15 protein-coding genes and 1 tRNA gene are annotated in these 19,554 nt (G+C 43.4%); 10 read left to right on the plus strand and 6 right to left on the minus strand.

Annotation, left to right across the window (positions count from 1 at the left end; all coding sequences use genetic code 11):
- Nucleotides 1-5 precede the first annotated feature (5 nt).
- A complete protein-coding gene (locus tag B5D55_RS01410; protein ID WP_078932182.1) occupies nt 6-1,814 on the plus strand; it encodes a dihydroorotate dehydrogenase in 1,809 nt (602 codons plus the stop codon).
- Nucleotides 1,815-1,843: 29 nt separating this feature from the next.
- On the opposite strand, the gene B5D55_RS01415 is transcribed toward B5D55_RS01410, so the two are convergent.
- The gene (locus tag B5D55_RS01415) at nt 1,844-2,512 is read right to left on the minus strand and encodes a TetR/AcrR family transcriptional regulator (RefSeq protein WP_078932183.1); all 669 of its coding nucleotides are present in this window, start codon (nt 2,510-2,512) and stop codon (nt 1,844-1,846) included.
- A 2-nt stretch (nt 2,513-2,514) separates the two neighbouring features.
- Nucleotides 2,515-5,682 carry a GGDEF domain-containing protein gene (locus tag B5D55_RS01420; RefSeq protein ID WP_078932191.1) on the minus strand — a complete coding sequence of 1,056 codons (3,168 nt, stop codon included), beginning with the start codon at nt 5,680-5,682 and terminating at the stop codon, nt 2,515-2,517.
- Between the two features lie 100 nt (nt 5,683-5,782).
- On the opposite strand from B5D55_RS01420, the gene B5D55_RS01425 reads away from it, so the two are divergent.
- From B5D55_RS01425 to B5D55_RS01455, 7 genes are all read left to right on the plus strand, one after another.
- Nucleotides 5,783-7,699, plus strand: a complete 1,917-nt coding sequence (locus tag B5D55_RS01425; protein WP_078932192.1) for an AMP-dependent synthetase/ligase — start codon at nt 5,783-5,785, stop codon at nt 7,697-7,699.
- A gap of 1 nt (nt 7,700) precedes the next feature.
- The gene (locus B5D55_RS01430; RefSeq protein WP_143593123.1) at nt 7,701-9,305 is read left to right on the plus strand and encodes a polysaccharide biosynthesis/export family protein; all 1,605 of its coding nucleotides are present in this window, start codon (nt 7,701-7,703) and stop codon (nt 9,303-9,305) included.
- 110 nt (nt 9,306-9,415) lie between these two features.
- The gene (locus B5D55_RS01435; RefSeq protein WP_078932194.1) at nt 9,416-10,459 is read left to right on the plus strand and encodes a GumC domain-containing protein; all 1,044 of its coding nucleotides are present in this window, start codon (nt 9,416-9,418) and stop codon (nt 10,457-10,459) included.
- Nucleotides 10,460-10,466: 7 nt separating this feature from the next.
- Entirely contained in the window at nt 10,467-11,951 is a 1,485-nt protein-coding gene (locus B5D55_RS01440) for a phytoene desaturase family protein (RefSeq protein ID WP_078932195.1), read from the plus strand.
- A 21-nt stretch (nt 11,952-11,972) separates the two neighbouring features.
- Nucleotides 11,973-12,413 carry a hypothetical protein gene (locus B5D55_RS01445; protein ID WP_078932197.1) on the plus strand — a complete coding sequence of 147 codons (441 nt, stop codon included), beginning with the start codon at nt 11,973-11,975 and terminating at the stop codon, nt 12,411-12,413.
- Complete coding sequence (locus B5D55_RS01450; protein WP_078932198.1) at nt 12,413-13,063, plus strand: HAD family hydrolase; 651 nt, start codon at nt 12,413-12,415, stop codon at nt 13,061-13,063. The genes B5D55_RS01445 and B5D55_RS01450 overlap by 1 nt, the downstream gene beginning before the upstream one ends.
- Nucleotides 13,064-13,067: 4 nt before the next feature.
- Nucleotides 13,068-14,483 (plus strand): aminopeptidase, encoded by a 1,416-nt coding sequence (locus tag B5D55_RS01455; protein WP_078932199.1) that lies wholly within the window; start codon nt 13,068-13,070, stop codon nt 14,481-14,483.
- A 71-nt stretch (nt 14,484-14,554) separates the two neighbouring features.
- Here B5D55_RS01455 and trhA read toward each other — a convergent pair whose 3' ends face one another.
- Nucleotides 14,555-15,457 carry a PAQR family membrane homeostasis protein TrhA gene (gene trhA / locus B5D55_RS01460; RefSeq protein ID WP_078932200.1) on the minus strand — a complete coding sequence of 301 codons (903 nt, stop codon included), beginning with the start codon at nt 15,455-15,457 and terminating at the stop codon, nt 14,555-14,557.
- Nucleotides 15,458-15,598: 141 nt separating this feature from the next.
- Between trhA and B5D55_RS01465 the strand changes: the two genes are divergently transcribed.
- The gene (locus tag B5D55_RS01465) at nt 15,599-16,099 is read left to right on the plus strand and encodes a YchJ family protein (RefSeq protein WP_078932202.1); all 501 of its coding nucleotides are present in this window, start codon (nt 15,599-15,601) and stop codon (nt 16,097-16,099) included.
- Between the two features lie 102 nt (nt 16,100-16,201).
- Complete coding sequence (gene rlmB / locus B5D55_RS01470) at nt 16,202-16,987, plus strand: 23S rRNA (guanosine(2251)-2'-O)-methyltransferase RlmB (RefSeq protein WP_078932203.1); 786 nt, start codon at nt 16,202-16,204, stop codon at nt 16,985-16,987.
- Nucleotides 16,988-17,261: 274 nt separating this feature from the next.
- Here rlmB and B5D55_RS01475 read toward each other — a convergent pair.
- The 3 genes from B5D55_RS01475 to earP all read right to left on the minus strand — a co-directional run bounded on the left by B5D55_RS01475 (nt 17,262) and on the right by earP (nt 19,394).
- Nucleotides 17,262-17,335, minus strand: a tRNA-Ala gene (locus B5D55_RS01475).
- A gap of 28 nt (nt 17,336-17,363) precedes the next feature.
- The gene (gene efp, locus B5D55_RS01480; protein WP_234975354.1) at nt 17,364-17,927 is read right to left on the minus strand and encodes an elongation factor P; all 564 of its coding nucleotides are present in this window, start codon (nt 17,925-17,927) and stop codon (nt 17,364-17,366) included.
- Nucleotides 17,928-18,104: 177 nt separating this feature from the next.
- A complete protein-coding gene (earP, locus tag B5D55_RS01485; protein WP_159446120.1) occupies nt 18,105-19,394 on the minus strand; it encodes an elongation factor P maturation arginine rhamnosyltransferase EarP in 1,290 nt (429 codons plus the stop codon).
- Nucleotides 19,395-19,554: the final 160 nt, after the last annotated feature.

A 19,554-nucleotide genomic window follows, 5' to 3' on the forward strand; every position in this document is an offset into this window, starting at 1 on the left:
GGAATATGCAGCCGGTCACTGATTGCAATGGAATTCCATATCCTGTGTATACGACAGGAAAAGTAACGTATTGTTCTAGCGTAGACGGAGCGCGCCCGGAAGGTTCTGTTTCCGTACTGAAAATTGAAATTTCCGGCGAAAAAGCGCGCCTTCCTGTTGCAGGACAGTTTTTTATGCTCCGTTCGGAAAAGTCAGAGAGGCTTCTTGCGCGCCCGATAAGCGTATTTCATTCGGAGCGGACAAAGCACGGCGTTTCGCTCAGTTTTTTAATTCTTTTAAAGGGAAAAGGAACGCAGGAACTTTGCGTGCTTGAAGCAGATGATACGGTGCAGCTGCTCGGTCCGCTCGGAAACGTATTTCCTCAACCGTCTGACCCTACTGGAAAAGTGCTGATTATCGGCGGCGGAATAGGCGTTGCGCCTGTTGCAGGCTTTGCAGAAACGCTGCCGGACGAATCCTATGATTTTATTGCAAGTTTTAAAAGCGGCAGCTACGGTCTTGAAAACGTCCGCGCATCTCATCTGACGATTACGACAGACGACGGAAGCACCGGTATTCACGGAATGCTTCCTGTGGCAATAGATGCAGAAAAAATAAAGAAAGCCGGCTACAGTACTGTATATGCGTGCGGTCCTGCGTCTATGCTTGCATACGTAAAGCAGATTTCGGAGGAAGCCGGCGTTCAGTGCTGGATAAGTATGGAAGCGCGGATGGCGTGCGGCGTAGGCGTGTGTCTTGGCTGCGTTATTCCTACAACAGAAGGAAACCTTCGTTGCTGCAAGGACGGTCCTGTCTTTAATTCAAAAATATTGTCGTTCCCTAAGCCTGCATATGCTCCCTGCTTCGGTACTGCAAAAAAAGCCGGTGAGCCTGTTCCTCAGGATTTTAAGCCGGATATGAGCGTTACCATAAAAGGCGTGCGTTTTGAAAATCCTGTCATCGGTTCGTCCGGAACGTTCGGCTTCGGAACGGAATATGCGTCCGTGTTCGATGTGAACCGTCTTGGCGGAATTGCATCAAAAGGACTTACGCTTGAGCCCCGTCAGGGAAATTCAGGCATACGCGTGTGGGAAACGCCGTCCGGTCTTATGAATTCCATCGGTCTCCAAAATCCTGGAATTCCTCACTTTATAGAATACGAACTTCCGGAAATGCTCCGTCTTAAGCCAGTTACGATTGCGAATTTAAGCGGTTCTACCCTTGAAACATACGTTGAAGGCGCAAAACTGCTTGAAAAAACCGCTGTTCCTCTTATAGAACTGAATATTTCCTGCCCGAACGTTGCTGCCGGAGGTGCGGCATTCGGAATGAGCTGTACGGCGGCGGAAACTGTCGTCAAGGCAGTACGCGCCGTTACGGAAAAACCGCTTGTAGTAAAACTTACTCCGCAATCACCGGAACTGAATAACGTTGCGCTCAGCTGCATTCAGGCAGGCGCTGACGGGATAAGCCTTTGCAATTCGTTTCAGGGAATGGCTATTGACATAGAAACCGGGCGGCCTGTTTTTGACAAGGTAAAGGCCGGTTTTGGAGGACCAGCTGTCCGTCCGATTGCCGTCCGCCTTGTATACGAACTTGTTGAGGCAATGCGCATTCTTCCAGAGGAAAAAAGGGTTCCAGTTATAGCAATAGGCGGAATAGCCGGCTGGCGTGATGTTGTTGAATTCATTATGGCAGGTGCAAGCGCCGTTGAAATCGGAACAAACACGTTTGCAAATCCCCTTACGATGACAGAATGTATAGACGGTCTTTTTGAGTTTATGAAGCGCAAGGGATTTAAGACGATTGATGAAATGCGCGGATTAGCCCACTAGCCGGCGGAACTGTTCTGGTTTTGCTGCAGCTATGGCGCAATAGTCTTTAAATACGCGTCTGTCTGACTGAAAATGTCTTCAAGGGCGTATGCATCTGTGGGCAGGGAGAAAAGGCTTCCTGCTCCGCTTTCCGGGTTTTGCCGTACGATTTCTTTCTTGCGCATAATGTACAGGTCTGTTTGCTGGGCGAGCGTGGCGGCAAACCATTCTGAAAACCGGCGCAGTTCGTCGTGCGGAAGGCGTCGGAGCTTTTCTTTTTCCGCAAAGCCTTTTACAAGTTCTGCAATTCCGCGTTCGATTTTTATAAGCTCGTTTTCGGCAATTTCAGCGGCATTTTTATTAAAATATTTTTCTGAGTGAACGAACGTAAAAATCTGGAAAAGAGGTTCGTTTTCATACAGCTGGATATGCCGCTTTATTATTTTCCGAAAACCGTCGTATGCGTCTTCTTCATAGATTTTTCCGTCGCGGTTTATGTCCTCAGGAATAAAATTTACAAAATTAAGGTAGTCGCTGCAATATACGAGCGTTGCATCGTACATTTCGTCCTTGCTTCCGAAATGGTTGTACAGGGAGGCTTTCTTTATTTCCAGAAAATCGGCGATGTCCTGAAGGGATGTTGCACCGGCGCTTTTATCAAATGCACAGAATAAAAACGCATTGATTATTTTTTCGCGGGATATACGTTTTCTGCCCATTTTTATTTTAAGTCCGCCCTACCTGTACGGCACGGTGGTTCTTCCGACTCAGAAACAGATTCTTTTATTTCTGACCAGGAAGAAACGCATCCCTTTCCGTGCTGTTTTGAGTAGTAAAGCGCCTTGTCTGCATTTGCAAGAACAATGTCCAGATTTGCATTGTCCTCAACGTCATAGTTTGAGCATAATCCCATACTGAATCCAAGCCGTTTTACCTTTGGAATTTCAAGCTTTCGGTGCAGGAACGCTTCAATGTCAGTGATAAAATAATTTCTTTCTTCAAGTCCCTGATACAGTCTTTGAGCCGCGCGCTTTCCTTCCGTGCAGGACGTATCTGAAAGTACGCAGACAAATTCATCTCCGCCGAACCGGGCGATAAAATCAACTTTTCTGAAAATCTGCTTTAGAAGCTGCGAAAAGCATGTAATAAGCAAATCGCCGGTTTCATGACCGTATGTGTCGTTGTAATATTTAAAATTATCAAGGTCGATGAACGCAATCGTTTCCTGAAGCGTAAATTTCCGGCGCGTACGGTATCTTCCGAGTTTTTCATTTTCAAGAATGATAAAATCCTGAAGGGCGCGGCGGTTCTTGAGTTTTGAAAGCTGGTCGGTGGAAGAAATATACAGCAGGTGTTCGTTTTGCTTGAGCATAACAAGCTGTGCCTGAATGTTTGAAACGGCAATGTTCAGCGTATTGATGTTATCCGTGGAAATTACGTTTGCCTTGCTCGGAACGATTATTATTCCGCCTATAAATTCAAATTTTGAAATATTGCAGAACAAAAGCTGATGGTCTTTTTCGTATACAAGCTGACTCTGTTCCGATTTTTTTGATGCATTGGTAAATTTTTCCCACATATCTGAAGTTGGAAGTGGAGTATCATTTCTGATGTCAGAAGCAAGGATTTTCCAGCCGGATTCATTTTTTTCTGCAATGAATGCTGCATCTGCCATGGAATAATCGAATGCAGCCTGCAGAACGTTCCGTACGTATGTCCGTATGTTCGGCGGATTTGTTCCGTACAGCATTACTTTATTCAGGAACTGATAGTCATGTATTCTGTTGTGCAGCTGGTTCATAAGCCGCTCTTTTTCAGCTTTTTCTTCTAGATAGATAAGGTTAATTTTTATAGGTTCAACTTCGCAGAATGCATTTGTGTAGTCATCGCATGTAATTGATTCTTTGTTCTGAGTGTAATAGGAAAGATTTTTTTTCTTTGCAAGATTAAAGCCTTCCTTGAGGTAATGGTTTCCGTATTCTGCATAGCCAAAGTGACTGAGAACGAGTGCATATTCATAATACATATACACAAGCCGGTGTTCCTGTGATTTTCCTACCTGAGCGAATCGTTCTATGCACATTTTAAAAGCTTCTGTAGAAGATTCAATGTTTTTTTCCTGAGCATAGATAATCGCCTGAAGAAAATTCGTGAGCGGCTGGTCTATTGCAGTAATCGATTTTCCGTTGTGAAGAATGTTGTGGAGATTTATTTTTGACCGTACGTAGTCACCGTGAAAGAAGTCGATTATTGTCTTGTAGATGAGAATGTCATTGTATTCCGGAAGAAACGAACTGTACGACGCATCTTCCAGATCGAATAAGTGCATAAAATGAAGTATTTTTTTCAGTAGTTCGTACGCTTCCTTGTAATGCCGCGAATAGAACAAAGCCTGCGACATATTCTTGAGCGTAATAATCATTTCCGTGTAATCGTTGATTTCGTCAATGCGTGATATGAAACTGTTTATCAGTGTGTAGGACTGTATGTAATTTGCCCGGATAAGGGCTTCGTATGAAAGACCGTTTCGTATTTTTATAATAGACGATAAGTCTCCGATTTCAGTACGTATTCTGTTGCACTCGTAGTACCACGGAAGCGACTGGTCGGTCTGGTCATTAAATGAAATGAGAATTCCTTTCCAGTGGCAGGCAGTAGAAAGTGCAAACTGATTGTCAATTTTTTTGGAAAGTTCAAGCGCCTTGTCAATGTTCGGGTCAACGATGGTCCTTTTATCCTGGTCATTTACAAATGCCCACGGAATATACAGCATTACGTTTATGTAATTGTTTATAAGTCCGTGTTTTTCCATCATCTGCAATGCAAGGTTGTACGTTTCTATTGAGGCAGTTGAGTCTGAGCGTTCGGTGATATTATATTCAGTTGCAAGTGCAAGTGCATAATACGGAGATTCCTTGTTTGACTGTAATTTTTGTGTAAGTATGTGTGCACATTTTGCGGCATAGGCATTTGCATTTTTAAATGCAAGGACTTTTGCATAGAAAATAGTTGCCAGAATGTTTTTTTCGTCATCAACCTGAGATTCCAAAACATTGTTCAGATAAAGTGCTGCTTCGTCCGGTAGGAATGAGTAGAAGTCTATAAGTCCCATTTCCATATACAATGCGCGAGTCTGAAGCTGGTTAAGTCCAAGTTTTGCAATGTTCAGGGTAAGCCAGTTACAAATTCCTCTTGACTGTTCAAGGGCAAGAAACAGACGGCAGTTATGCAGTCCGTTAAAAAGCGTTTCGTATGAGGGAAGATCGTCATAGCCGCTTGATATTTCGTCGGTATAGATGTCGCTTTTCGAATCGTCTGAAAGCGTAAAAAAATTCTTCTGATTGCTTATGCTGTCTATGTATTCAGCAGTTTTTTTTGAGGCAGAGTTATTTTTCAATGAATCGAACAGGAAGACAAATTTTCCTTTGCAGGATGTTTCTTCAAGTGCTTTTAGAATATCAACGGATTCTTCATACAGATACTGCGCATTCAAAATAACGTATTTTCCGCTGCACAGACGTTTTAAAAGTTCAACGATTGTTTCCCTGTATCGTTTTTTTTCGTAAAAAACTTCTTCCATAATAATTAAGTCATTTCTTTCTCCTGCATTTCCGTAAGAAAAAAATGATTTGAACGTTTCTTTCTGGAGCGAATACGCTATGCTGTCAATGAGTTTTTCGTCCGGGGAAAGATCAGACAATATCTGAAGGAACGGTTTTAAAGGTGAAAAATTCATTGCAAGATCTATGATTTTTACATCTTCCGTTTCAGAAACGATAGTCGAAACGGTCTTCATCATAGACTCAGTTACAGAGATAAATCTGATGTGTTCTTTTTTCTGCTGCCAGAAATCTTCAAAAATGGAAGAAAGAATTTTTTGAAATGCCATATAAAAATAATACACCTAAAGTGTTAAAACTGCAATCTTGCTTTTAGTATGATAAGATTATATACTTTTTAAACTCTATATTATGGGAGTTATGTGCGTTATGGAACAAACCCTTCCAAAAATGTTGCGAAAAGTGGCTGCTGACTATCCTGAAATTCCTGCACAGTATTCACGCAAGGATGACGGGAATTTTAAATCAGTTACGTTCCGTGAATTATTTGATATTTCACTTGATTTTGCATCCGGGCTTCTTGATATTGGCGTAAAGCGCGGCGAACCTGTCGGGCTGATTTCTGATAATCGAGAAGAATGGCAGCAGTCCGATATGGGAATTATGGCAATCGGTGCTGTGGACGTTCCGCGCGGCTGTGATGCAACGCTTCAGGATTTAGAGGCAATTCTTTCAATAACAGAATGTAAAGTCTGCATTGCGGAAAATCCGGCACAGGCAAAAAAAATACTTTCATTAAAGGAAAAACTTTCACACCTGAAAACAATCATTGTTTTTGACGAGCTGAACGGCGCAATCAAGGAAGAAGCCGAGGCTTGCGGCGTAAAAATTACCTGTTTTTCAGCCGTTGTAAAGGAAGGAAAAAAATACCGCATAGAGCACAAGAATTTAGTTGAAGAAGAACTTGAAAAAGGAAACTGGGACGATCTTGCGTGCATTATCTTTACGTCGGGAACTACGGGAACTCCTAAAGGCGTTGAACTTACGCACGGCAATTTCCTTACCCAGCTGGACGAACTTCCTGAGCGCATTATACTTAATCCCGGCGACAGGGCTGTCTGCGTTCTTCCTATATGGCACGTTTTTGAGCGTGCGTGCGAATACGTAATTATAATTCAGGCAGCTTCAATCTGCTATTCAAAGCCGATAGGAAGCGTCCTTCTTGCAGATATGGCAAAACTCAATCCAGCCCTTCTGCCTGCCGTTCCGCGTGTTTTTGAAGCAGTATATGACGGAATTACGCGCAAGCTTCGTAAGACAGGCGGAATAGTCTACGCGCTGTTCAGGTTCTTTACGGCAGTTGCAATTACGCACAGCAGGATGCAGCGAAAAATGTTCAACCGCAATCCGTGCTTTACGCGCTATTATACCGTAGGCTGGTGGTTTCTGTTCTTAATTCCGTGGTGTCTTTTGTGGCCGCTTAAACTTCTTGGAAACCTGCTTGTATTCAGAAAAATAAAGTCTATGCTCGGAAAGAATTTCCGAGCAGGTGTTGCAGGCGGCGGTGCATATCCTCCGCAGATTGACGAATTCTTTTGGGCAATCGGCGTAAATATCGTAGAAGGCTACGGACTTACCGAAACGGCGCCGGTTGTTTCCGTAAGACCGATAAGCGCGCCGGTGTTCGGTAACGTAGGTTCTCCGATTCGCGGAGTAAAGGCGCGCATCGTTTCTCCGGAGGACGGATTTGTCCTAAAGCGCGGACAGTTCGGTGCAATTCAGATTAAGGGCGGAACTGTTATGCGCGGATATTACAAGCGTCCTGACCTTACGGCAAAAGTTATGACCGTTGACGGCTGGTTTGACACCGGTGATTTGGGAATGATGACGATTCACGATGAAATTGTCATCAAGGGAAGAAAAAAGGACACGATAGTTCTTCGCGGCGGAGAAAATGTTGAACCTGTTCCGCTTGAGATGAAGCTTGCGGAATCGCGATTTATAAAGCAGGCTGTTGTAGTCGGTCAGGATCAGCGGTATCTTGGTGCGCTTATTCTTGTTGATGAGGAAGAAATCAGAAACTATACAGCGGAAAATGGAATTCAGTACGACACGTATGAAAATCTTTTGAAATCAGAGGATATTGCAAAACTGTATGAGTCTGAAATAAATTCTCTTGTGAATTCAAAGAACGGTTTTAAGATGTACGAACGCATTAATAAATTCGCCTTGATTACAAAACCGTTTGAAATCGGCGTTGAACTGTCTGCAAAACAGGAAATCATGCGCTACAGGATGACGGAAATATACAAAGAACAGATAGATAAAATATTTGCAGAGGAATAAGATGAAAATGAGAAGAGTTGTAACGGTTCTTGCCGCTTTTTCAGCATTGCTGATGATGCAGGGCAGTTTTGCTCAGACGAGTTCTTTATCAAGCGATAAAATAAAGAATACTTTGGGAACTCAGGGCAATGGAACGCAGGGTAAGGAAATTCAGACTGAAGAAGAACTCGATTTTTCCAATATGGAAAATTATGTGCTTATTGCCAATTCTTCAAAGGACTATCCGGTAACTCCAGGTGATGTTTATCGTCTTGCGTATGCAGCAGGTACATCGGCAATCAGTTATCTTATTCCTGTAGATTCTACGTATACAATAAGAATTTCAAATCTTGCAACAATAAACGGTGAAGGAAAAACATTTTTACAGTTGAAAAAGCAGGTTGAAGATATTGTAAACCGTAACTATCCGATGGGAGGCGTACAATTTGTTATCTATCAAACTGCTGTTTTTCAGGTTACTGTAAAAGGTGAAGTTTCTGAAACGCAGATAAAAAAAGTTACGGCATTGACCCGTCTTTCTTCTGTTCTTAAAACAGAACTTACAGATTTTGCATCTGAAAGAAATGTTACGATTGTTTCTGACAAAGGCGTAAAAAAATCATACGATTTATATAAGGCAAGGCGGAACGGCGATTTATCGCAGAATCCGTATCTTCGTCCTGGTGATGAAATTATCGTAAACCGATATGACAGGAAAGTTACCGTTACAGGTGCAGTTGAACGTCCTGGAAAATACGAACTTTTGAAAGGCGAAAATCTAAATGAACTGATAAACATATATGGTGGCGGACTTCGTGACCGTGCAGACGCATCGCGAATAGAGGTGCTGCGAACTCTTGACGTACTTGACCGTTCGGGGCGGAAAATCTATCTTGGTAAAAATGCGATAGAAGATAATTATGAACTTCTTAATTATGATTCGGTCTACATTTCGGATTATAATGAATTAAAAACTGTTGTATTCTTTGAGGGAGCTGTTAATTCCGTAACTGAGTTAATTAATAGTCAGGAAGGTGACTCCGAAATTAGTTCTGCAACTAGTTTTGAAAACGATACTGCAAGTGATACTTTGCGTACGTCAAATAAGACGGCGGTGTCATTTGAAAAAGATGAAAATTATGCTTTTCTGGTGCGGAAATATAAGCTTTGTTTTACTTCAAATGCAGACTTAAAAAGTGCTTATATCCGCCGTGGCGGAAGCATTATACCGATAGATTTAGAGCAGATTTTGTATAATCCTGATTTTTATTCAGACCAGATTGTGCAGGAATTTGATACTCTTGTAGTTCCGTTCAAGCAGTATTTTGTTTCTGTTGCCGGTGCTGTCCGTAATCCAGGTCGTTATCCATATATTCCTGACAGGACGTGGGAATATTACGTTGGACTTGCCGGAGGTTTTGACAAAGATAAAAATACTCTGAATTCAATTGTAATTGTTGATACAAACAATAAAAAGTGCCGGGAAAATGAATATATTTTGCCGGAATATACGATTACTGCAAGAACAAATTCATTTACTTATTACTTCAATAAGTATGCACCGGTCGTAACAACTGTGTTGAGTGCAATTTCAACGATGTTTACGATTATTGCAGTAACAAGATAATGTGAATGTAACTTCGAAAAGTTTTAGTTTTCGAAGAACTCTTAAGGGAATTTCTAAAAATTGCAATTTTTAGAGATAACTTTGAATAATTTGTAAGGGGCTTATCTATTATGGAAAATACAGAAAGAATTGAAGGAGCAGTACAGGATTTAAAAGATGATGAAATTTCTTTGATTGATTTATTTGCCGTTCTTTTGAAATACAAGAGAATGATTGTTGTAATTGTAGTTGCTGCTATGATTTTTGCGGTAGGAATATCAGTCATTTCTCTTATGCTTCCGGCCGAAAAATCATTTTTGCCGAATAAATACAAGGCTTCTGCTCATATGCTTATAAACGATACTGATTCTTCTTCCAGTTCTCTGGCATCTGCAATTTCTTCTTCCGGTTTGGGAGGCCTTGCCGGTCTTGCAGGAATAAGCACTGGCGGTTCTTCAAACAGTTCGCTTGCAATCTATCTTGTAAGTTCAAATCCGTTTCTGGATGCAATCGTAAAAGAATTTAATATTCTTAAAAAACCGGAGCTTGCAAAGTCAAAATTTCCTGTTTCTGACAGCCGCGATATGGTAAAGAAGCAGTTTTCTGCCGAAACGGACGACGAAAGCGGAGTATTTACGATTTCCTTTACGGACATTGATCCTGTTTTTGCCCAGAAAGTCGTTGATTTTTCCGTAGACTGGATTTCCGATAAATTTGATGCACTTGGCATAGACCAGAACAAAATTCAGAAGGAAAACCTTGAAAAAAATATAGATTTGTCGTTCAAGGAAATACAGAAACTTCAGGAAGAACTTGACAATATTGCAACTTCAGTTTCGCGCGGTCAGTCTGCCTGGAACATTCCGTCAATCACTTTGACGACGACAAAAGTACAGATGGAACTTTCTGCGCAGCAGGAAGTGTACAAGCAGCTTAAAACTCAATACGAACTTTTAAAAGTTCAGATGCAGAGTGAAAGTCCTGTGTTCCAGATACTTGAACGCCCGGAAATTGCCGACAAAAAAGCATCTCCAAGCCGAGGAAAACTGTGTATAATCATTACGTTTGCCGCCGGCTTCATTGCAATTTTTGTTGCTTTTTTACGAAATGCGTTGGAAAATATAAAAAATGATCCTGAGGCAATGTCCAAACTAACAGGTTCACGCAGGAAGTAAAACCTAAATGAAAAAACTGATTATCGTTGGAGCTGGAGTATCCGGGCTTTCTGCCGGGGTATATGCTGCACGGAATGGTTTTGATGTAACAATTTTTGAAAAGCATATTATTCCAGGCGGACTTTCTACAAGCTGGAAGCGTAAAGGCTATCTTTTTGAAGGCGGAATGCACTGGCTTACCGGTTCGTCGGAAAAACTGTTCCTTAATAAGGTATGGCGTGAAGTCGGCGCGCTTAAAGAAAATAATCCGGTGTTTTACCGCGATCCGTTTTACGTCCTTAAATCCGGCGGAAAGGAACTCTGCCTGTACCGTGACGTAGACAGGCTGGAAGAAGAACTGCTGCGTTATGCGCCGGAAGACAAGCGTGCAATCCGCCGCCTTTGTGATGACATACGTCTTTTCAAAGGCGTTCATATGATTGTGGACGATATTCCGTTTTTAAAGACAAAAAATCCTGTCCATCCCGGAATTTTTGAACTTCTGCGGATGGCAATTGTCATTTTCCGGCTGCCGTTCCTTGTGCAGCAATCCTACATTGATTATTTAAGTAAATTCAAGAATAAAGACATCAGGCATCTTCTGGCAACTGTTATCGGTACGCGGTATAATGCGCTTTCCTTTGTATATACGCTTGCTTCTTTTGCAAGCGGCGACTGCGGTTATCCTGCCGGCGGTTCCCTGCGGCTTACGCGCAATATGGCAGATACGTTTGAAAACCTTGGCGGAAAAATTGAATATCGCCGCGAAGTGTCTAAAATCGTCGTGGAGGGAGGAAAAGCTTCCGGCGTTGTAGTGAACGATGAATTTGTGCCGTCAGATGCAGTAATCGTTACGGAAGATATGCGGAAGGCTGTGGAAACGCTTTTTGACGTTCAGCTGAACAGACGGTGGCTTTCCGTATTGCGCCGGCACGTAATCACCGAACAGAATATGTTTGTGTGTCTTGGTGTAAAGGCTGATTTGCGAAAATATCCGCGCGGAATAGTTTTTCCGCTTGAAAAAACGCTGTGTGCAGGCGGACTTGAATTCAACGAACTGCGGATAAACAATTATGCGGAGTACGAAAATCATTCTCCGGAAGGGTGTACGTCGGTAACGTGCCTGCTTTTAGGAAACAGCTATGCGTACTGGAAACAGGTAAAAGAGGACGGCACTTATAAGCAGAAAAAGCAGCAGCTTGCGGACGATGTAATTTCGGAACTTGAAAAGCATATGCCGGAAATAAAAGATGCCGTCGAGGTGATTGACGTTGCAACTCCGCTTACGTATGAACGCTACTGCAATACGTATGAGGGCAGCTGGATGACCGTGTGGCGTCCGGGTGGACGGGCAATAAATGCGCCGATAAAATCACTTTCCGTAAAGAATCTGTATTTTGCCGGTCAGCGCACGATAATGCCGGGCGGGCTTCCGATTGCGGTTGTTTCAGGACGTAAGGCAGTACAGTATTTATGCAGGGACAATAACGTTATGTTCCGTTCTGCAGAATAAATAGAATTATCAGGAGGCTGTATGGCTAAGAAATCTTCATTGAATGTATTGTATTTGGTTGGAATGGCGCTTGTGGCGCTTGGTTTTGTTCTTCCCATATTCCAATTTTCTTCTATTTTGGGAAAACATCAGTTTACTGGTTTTGACCTTGTGGGAGACGGCGATACGGCATTAAAAATCTATACGCTTCTTATTTTTATAGGCGGTATTTCCGGTGTGGTACTTTCGTTTGTAAAGGTACAGAACGCAAAACTTTTAAAGCTTGCTGCATTGCTTGTATCAATTATCGGATTTGTACTTGTCGTTGTTTCTCTTGTGCATTCAGACGGTGCTGCTATAATAAAAGGATTGAATCTGGGGAAGAAAACAGTATCATTTATTTTTAAATCATTGTATGCAGGTAGCTATATGATTGTTGCAGGATGGATTATTGCCATTGCAGGGTTCGTAACCGGAAAGTAATGAAATACAAACTTGTTATTTTTGATATGGACGGCACTATCCTTGATACGCTTGAGGATCTTGCCGATGCAACGAATTATGCGCTTCACCAGAACGGATTTTCTGAGCGCACAATTGACGAAATACGCCGTTTTGTAGGAAACGGAATTATAAAACTCATTGAACGCGCCTGTCCGGAAAATACGCCTGATGAAGTCCGGGAAAACGTCCGCCGTTCTTTTGTTTCCTATTACGGCGAACATTGCGCCGACCATACAAAACCGTATGAAGGAATACCGGAACTTTTGCAAAAACTTCGTGTCGCCGGAATAAAGTGCGCCGTTGATTCAAACAAGCCGGATTTTGCCGTAAAGGAATTGTGCAGCCGTTATTTTAACGGACTTTTTGACTTTGCGCTCGGTTCGCGCGAAGGCTGCAAGAACAAGCCTGATGCCGGTGCAGTGAACGAAATCATTTCTTTACTCGGTATTGATAAGACGGAAGCCATATTTATAGGAGATTCTGACGTTGACGTACAGACTGCATTCAATGCTGGAATTCAATGTATAGGCGTAGAATGGGGTTTCCGCGGAAGAAAATTTCTGCTTGAACACGGTGCGCATATTACGGTAAAAAATACGGGAGAATTGAGCACCATTTTGGGAGTATGAAAAAATGAAAGATACGAAAAGTACAAAAAAGACAGAAAAAACTGCGGTAGCAGGAAAAAAACTTGTGGAATCGTACAAGGCATTTTTGGATGCAGGAAAAACAGAACGCGAATGTGTCGTGCAGATTATTGCGATGGCAGAAGCGCACGGCTATAAAGACATTGCCTCCTGCAAGTCTCTTGAACCAGGCGATAAAGTTTACGTTCAGAAAATGAACAAGGCAATCGCCCTGTTTGAAATCGGAAAAGGCAGCATAGAAGACGGAATGAACATTCTTGGTGCGCATATAGATTCGCCGCGCCTTGATGCAAAGCAAAATCCGCTTTATGAATCAGACTGCATCACCTATCTGAATACGCATTATTACGGCGGAATTAAAAAATACCAGTGGGTTACACTTCCGCTTGCCGTTCACGGCGTTGTGTGCAAGGCAGACGGAACTGTCGTTCAGGTAAATATCGGTGAGGATGCGGACGACCCTGTGTTCTGCATTTCAGACATTCTTCCGCATCTTGCACAGGATCAGATGAAAAAAACAGGCGCGGAAATTATCAAGGGCGAAGATTTAGACGTTATATTCGGTTTGCGCATTCCGTCAGAAAAGGACGGAAAAACTGACGATGAGGAAGGAAAGGACTCCGGAAAAAAGAAGAAGGGGAAGGCGGACGGAAAAAAAGCAATCCTTGAACTTTTGAAGAAAAAATACAATATTGAGGCGGATGATTTAAAGTCCGCAGAACTGGAGATTGTTCCTGCCGGTGCTGCACGTGACTGCGGACTTGACCGTTCGATGATTCTTGGCTACGGACAGGACGACCGTTCGTGCGCGTTTACTTCTGTTGCGGCAATGCTTGAATCATCTGCCGGAAAGCGGACGAATTGCTGCATCTGTGTTGACAAGGAAGAAATCGGAAGCGTAGGCGCAACAGGAATGGCGTCCCATATGTTCGAGAATGCCGTTGCCGAGGTGATTGCGCGCCTTCCGGAAGGCTACAGCGAACTTTCACTGCGCCGCAGTCTTGCAAACAGCATTATGCTTTCAAGCGACGTAAACGCGGCGTACGACCCGAAAAATTCGTCTTTGTACGACAAGGACAATTCTTCTTCCCTTGGCGGAGGATTAGTCCTGAATAAATATACCGGCTCACGCGGAAAAAGCGGTGCAAGTGACGCAAATCCGGAATTCATTGCGCGCCTTCGCGGTGTATTCGACAAGGCCGGTGTTTCCTACCAGATGGCAGAACTTGGTAAAGTCGATCAGGGCGGCGGCGGAACGATTGCGTATCTTGCCGCAAAATACGGAATGAACGTGCTTGATGCAGGTGTTGCCGTTCTTAGTATGCACGCGCCGTGGGAAATCATTGCAAAGGAAGATTTAATTCAGGCGTATGCCGGATATAAGGCATTTTTGAAAATATAGCAGAATGCTTAATAAACAGTGCGGGCTGTCCTGAAAGACATTCGGTCTTTGTAAAAGGACAGCCTGTTTTTTTAGAAAATAAAGAAGAATGAAAAGAACAGGAAAATGCTTGCGATAAGGAGGATTAAATCACCTATCGCGTGCATAAATTTCACTTTCCGCAAGGTGCAGAACACAAGTCCGATGGTAAATACAATGCCGGAAATAATGAGCATACGGAAACTTGCAGGCGTAACTGCGTGATATACCTGATTGCAGATGAAAAGTCCTGCCCAGCCGAGCACTGCATAGAAAATGATGTTTACCAGTTCAAGGCGCGTTCCGGCAATCGCATACATCATAATTCCTACAAAACACGTTACCCAGACAATGCCGGTTACTACCCATCCGAAAACATTTGTAACGGATACAAGCGAATATGCGGAATATGCACAGGCGATTATCAAAAAGACGCCGATGTGGCACAGGCGCTTGAACACTTCCTTTGCGCTTGAGTTTGTAAGGGCGTGATGAAGGGTAGACATAATGTAGCTTAAAATCATCGTTATGCCGAAACAGGTATATACCGTAAGATACGACGTTTTGTATTCCTCAGGAACGCTGTCTATTGCAACTACGTCAAGCAGGACAGTAGCCGCAATAAAAAGACACGCGCCTATTCCCTGCAATACAGAACTGAAAATTTCTTCTCCGAGCGAATAAGCGCGCAGCTTATGCTCCCGTTCAAGGTGCTTTTTTTCCTTTTCAATGCGCTGTGCCGCGCGTTTTTTTGCGCGTTCAGTGCGCGCATAGTCGTCCGCGGCATATTTTGCGCGAAGGCGCTCCGGGTCTTCTGCATACTGAATGTTTATTTCCCGGATTTTTGCTTCGGTTTCTTCTTTTATCTGCTTAATTCTGAGCTTTCTTTTCAGGTTCAGGGATTTTAATGTGGAATTACGTACGGCTTTTGCCGCAATTTCGTCTTGTTTTGTCATATTCTTTCCGTTAAAAAAAGCAATAAGAAAGTCTGCAACGCAAACATATATAAAAAGTATATCAGCACTTTTACATTTTTACCATAGCGCAGTTCTGTCGTCATTATTGCGCAGTGTTTTGCATTCTGATATATTAGAAGAATGAGTGCAAAGATTGAAAAATGCCCGTGCGGTTCAGGGAAAAAATACAGTGAATGCTGTGAACCGATTATCAAGGGAACTGTAAAAGCTCCGACTGCGGAATCATTGATGAGAGCGCGCTATTCTGCGTATGTTACGCACGAAATTGATTTTATCATCAATTCCTGCGAAGAAGGCGAAGGACTTGCCGATATTGACAAAAAAGCAACGGAAGACTGGAGCCGCCAGTCAACGTGGAACGGTCTTACAATCATAAAGACAGAAAAAGGAACTGAAAAAGATGACGAAGGCGTAGTTGAGTTTACGGCTGACTACACATTGAAGCAGATGCATGACGTTCATCACGAAGTTGCCGGTTTTAAGAAGATAAACGGAGAGTGGAAATACGTTGCCGGAAACATCATTACGACGACAGTAAAGCGTGAGGGAGAAAAAATAGGGCGCAATGATCCGTGTCCGTGCGGAAGCGGCAAAAAATACAAGAAATGCTGCGGACGATAGACGGTATGCAGCAGTAAGTCTAATACGGTTTTTTGACGGAGTTCAAGAACCGTATTTTTTTTAACCGGAATTTTTCCGAGTCTTTAGGCAGGGGAATTGATTATGGCAGAGCGGATTATTACGGGATTTCACGCAATTGAAGAAAAAGTTTTGAAGGCGAAGGAACAGAATTCGTGCAGCGGAATGAGTATTGTTTACGGAAAATCAGGACCGCGCGTAAAAAAAATATTAGGGTATGCAAAAGAAGCAGGAATTTCAGTGCGCTCTGCTAGAGATGAAGAACTTGACGCTCTTGTAAAAAATCTTCCTGAGGCGCTTCGCGAACATCGCGGAATAGTTCTGTGCGTAAGCGGCGAAAACGCAAAAACCCGTAATACTGTTGATTTTGACGCCTGGCTTTTGCAGGCAGCTTCGCGCCCGGAAAATGAGCGGCAGACTGTAGTTGTTCTCGATTCTGTAACAGATCCGCATAATGTAGGTGCAGTTATCCGAAGCTGCGACCAGTTCGGGGCAGGACTTGTTATTATTCCGGAAAGACGCGGCGCGCGTGATGTGGCAGAAAATGAGGTGATTGCCCGTTCAAGCGCCGGTTCAAGCGCCTGGGTTCCGGTGGCAGTTGTTTCTAATTTGGTTCGTGCCGTGCAACTTTTGAAAGAGAAGGGCTTTTGGATTTACGGTGCGGATGCCGGCGGCAGCCGTGTGAACGAACTTACGTTTTCTGCGCGCAGCGTTATCGTGATGGGAAGCGAAGGTTCGGGAATAGCGCGCCTTTTGGAAGAGCAGTGTGATTCAATCGTTTCCATTCCGACGTGCGGAAAAATAGACAGCCTGAACGTAAGTGTTGCCGCCGGAGTGCTTTTGTACGAAGTGTACAGGCAGTCGCTGTAAGATTGTAAAAAACGCTCGCATCCTTGCTCGTTTTTCGCCTTCGGCGCGCTCATTGCGTTAGTCGGTTCTTTTTATGATTTTAATTAAGACAAAAGGCAAAATCACAGATTTTGCCTGGGATGTTTTTTTTGATAATCCTAAAACAATCCTGTCGGATTGTTTTTTAACGGATTTTCTATTTTAAGCAAAATCACAGATTTTGCCTGAGATGATTTTTCGATAATCCTAAAACAATCCTGACGGATTGTTTTTTAACGGATTTTCGATTGTAATCTGGAGCTGATCGGACTTGAACCGACTACCTTTTGAATGCCATTCAAACGCTCTAGCCAGGTGAGCTACAGCCCCGGATGCGGTGCGGACACCGCATTCTGGTTTAATTCTTTGCGCGTTCTACGAAAGAGCCGTCGCGTGTGTCGATTACAATTCTTTCATCTGTGTTGATGAAAAGCGGAACGCGGACTTCAATTCCTGTATCAAGAGTTGCAGGTTTCAAAGATTTTCCAGAAGTATCGCCTTTTACGCCAGGTTCACAGTATGTAACTGTTCTTGTTACGTTTACAGGCATATCAATACCAACAGGTTTTCCTTCATAGAAGGTGAGTTTTATCTCAAGATCATCTTCCGGCGTGATGTATCCGGCGTAGTCGCCAAGGTTCTCTTTTGGAAGTTCAAACTGCTCGTATGATTCCTGATCCATAAATACAAAAGTATCGCCGTCAATATAAGAAAGTTTTGTTGTGTGTGCTTCAAGATCAACTTCGTCGAATTTCTCGCCGGCATCAATACCAAGATCCATAGTTGATTTTGTAACGAGATTTTGAACGCGGAGATTTGTAACCATACCTGCGCGGCCGGAACGCTGACCGAGCATCTTCTGAACGATAAGAGGAGTGCCTTCATACATAAAAGCAGTTCCTACTTTTAACTGTGATGTCATTAACATAATATATAACCTCAAAAAAAGTTTTAGAATTGACTTTTTCCATTATATACGACTTTTGAATAAAAGTCATCAGGTAATTTTAGAAGTTCCCTGTAAATGATTCTTTTGGGAAAAGAATTATATTCTCAGTATTTTGTCTGTGTATTTGAAAATTCTTCTGCTGGTTATTTTTTAAGGTTGAGAACTTATTTTAATCATAAATTCTATAAGATTGGCGGCTAAATCGCCGTTTTGCAGAAGGGAACGTGAGAAATCTTTAAAGCAGGGGCGAAGTTCTGCGTAGGAAAGCAGGAAATTTGTTATGGCGGAATTAAGGTTTCCCTGTGCGCCGTTGTAGGTGAGCCAGCAGGCTTCTGTTTTTTCAAAAAGTTCCGGCGGAAAATGAGGGCGCATTCTGTCAAGAAGAGCCTGTACTTTTACAAGCTGGTAGTCGTCGCTCTGCGGATAGGCATTCCAGATGAACGGAACTCCGCACAGGCAAGCGCGGCTAAGGCTGTCTTCTCCGCGGATAAAAAGAAGTGGCGTTTTGCACATAAGCGCGTCCCAGTCTGTTTGCGGAAGGAACGGAAGTTCTGTAAGTTTGAATATCGGTTTTTCGGACGGACTTTTTTCTTCTCGGGCGCTTTTGTACGCGCTTTTAAATGAATCAAATCCTGCGCCTTGCGCAAGCAGGACTTTTACGGGACAGCCGGCGTTTTTGGAGAACGTCTGAATGGCGTTTATTACTGGAGTGTGGTTTTGCGGATAGCTGAAAAATAATATGTTGAACGATGGTTCTTGCGGGGTTTTAGGGGTGTCCCCTAGGAGAGGGGGTAGCGGACAAGCAAAGGAGCGGAGCGGATTGCTTGGGAGCGAGGGGCAGGCGCCCCCTTTATCCGGCTGTAAGGATTTTAAAAACTGTCTGTCAAGGATGAGTCCACCTGTTTTGGGGGTGAAACCGGGCATAAAGTTGACTTTCTGGACTCGTGCGCTTCTGGTGAGTGATTTCAGACAGTGGAAAGTTTCGGCGTAAGTTTCGGCGGTGAGGTAGTCGAGCATAATTATTCGGGCGATGTTCGGGATTTTTATGTTGAAAAGAAGATGGTCCAGCCATTCAGGGCGGCCGCACTGGAAACATTCGATTATGAGGTGCGGCGGATTTTTAGTGAAGGCGCTGAGGCAGGCGTCGGAGGCGTTCCAGTTGAAGATTTGCCAGCCGTTGAAAAACTGTTCGTCCGCGCCGGGATTTATGCCCGGTGAAAGAAGCGAAAATGCGCGGAGATTGTCCGTAATTATCCGGAGCGAGATGTTGGGGAAATCGGAGAGCGAGCGAGAAAGACGGAATACTACGCCGATGTCGCCGAAATTGTCGACTACTTTGCAAAGGATTGTGACGTCCAGAAAGGGCGCGGAAATTCCAGACTGTTCTGGTTTTTGCGAACGGGTTGTTTCTTTTGGATTTACGGCACTTGTTTTTTCCATATGGTTATTGTACGAAAAGTGCGGATTTTGTGGAAGACGGCGCGCACTTTGTGCTGCGGGCGTGTAACGTTTGATGCGGACGTTCGTTCTTTTTATGATGCGGAGCGGGGGCATAGAGACTTTGTGTGCGTTTGCATTATAATGATAATACACATATACT

It is taken from the genome of Treponema porcinum (assembly GCF_900167145.1).
GTDB classification, from domain to species: Bacteria; Spirochaetota; Spirochaetia; order Treponematales; family Treponemataceae; genus Treponema_D; species Treponema_D porcinum.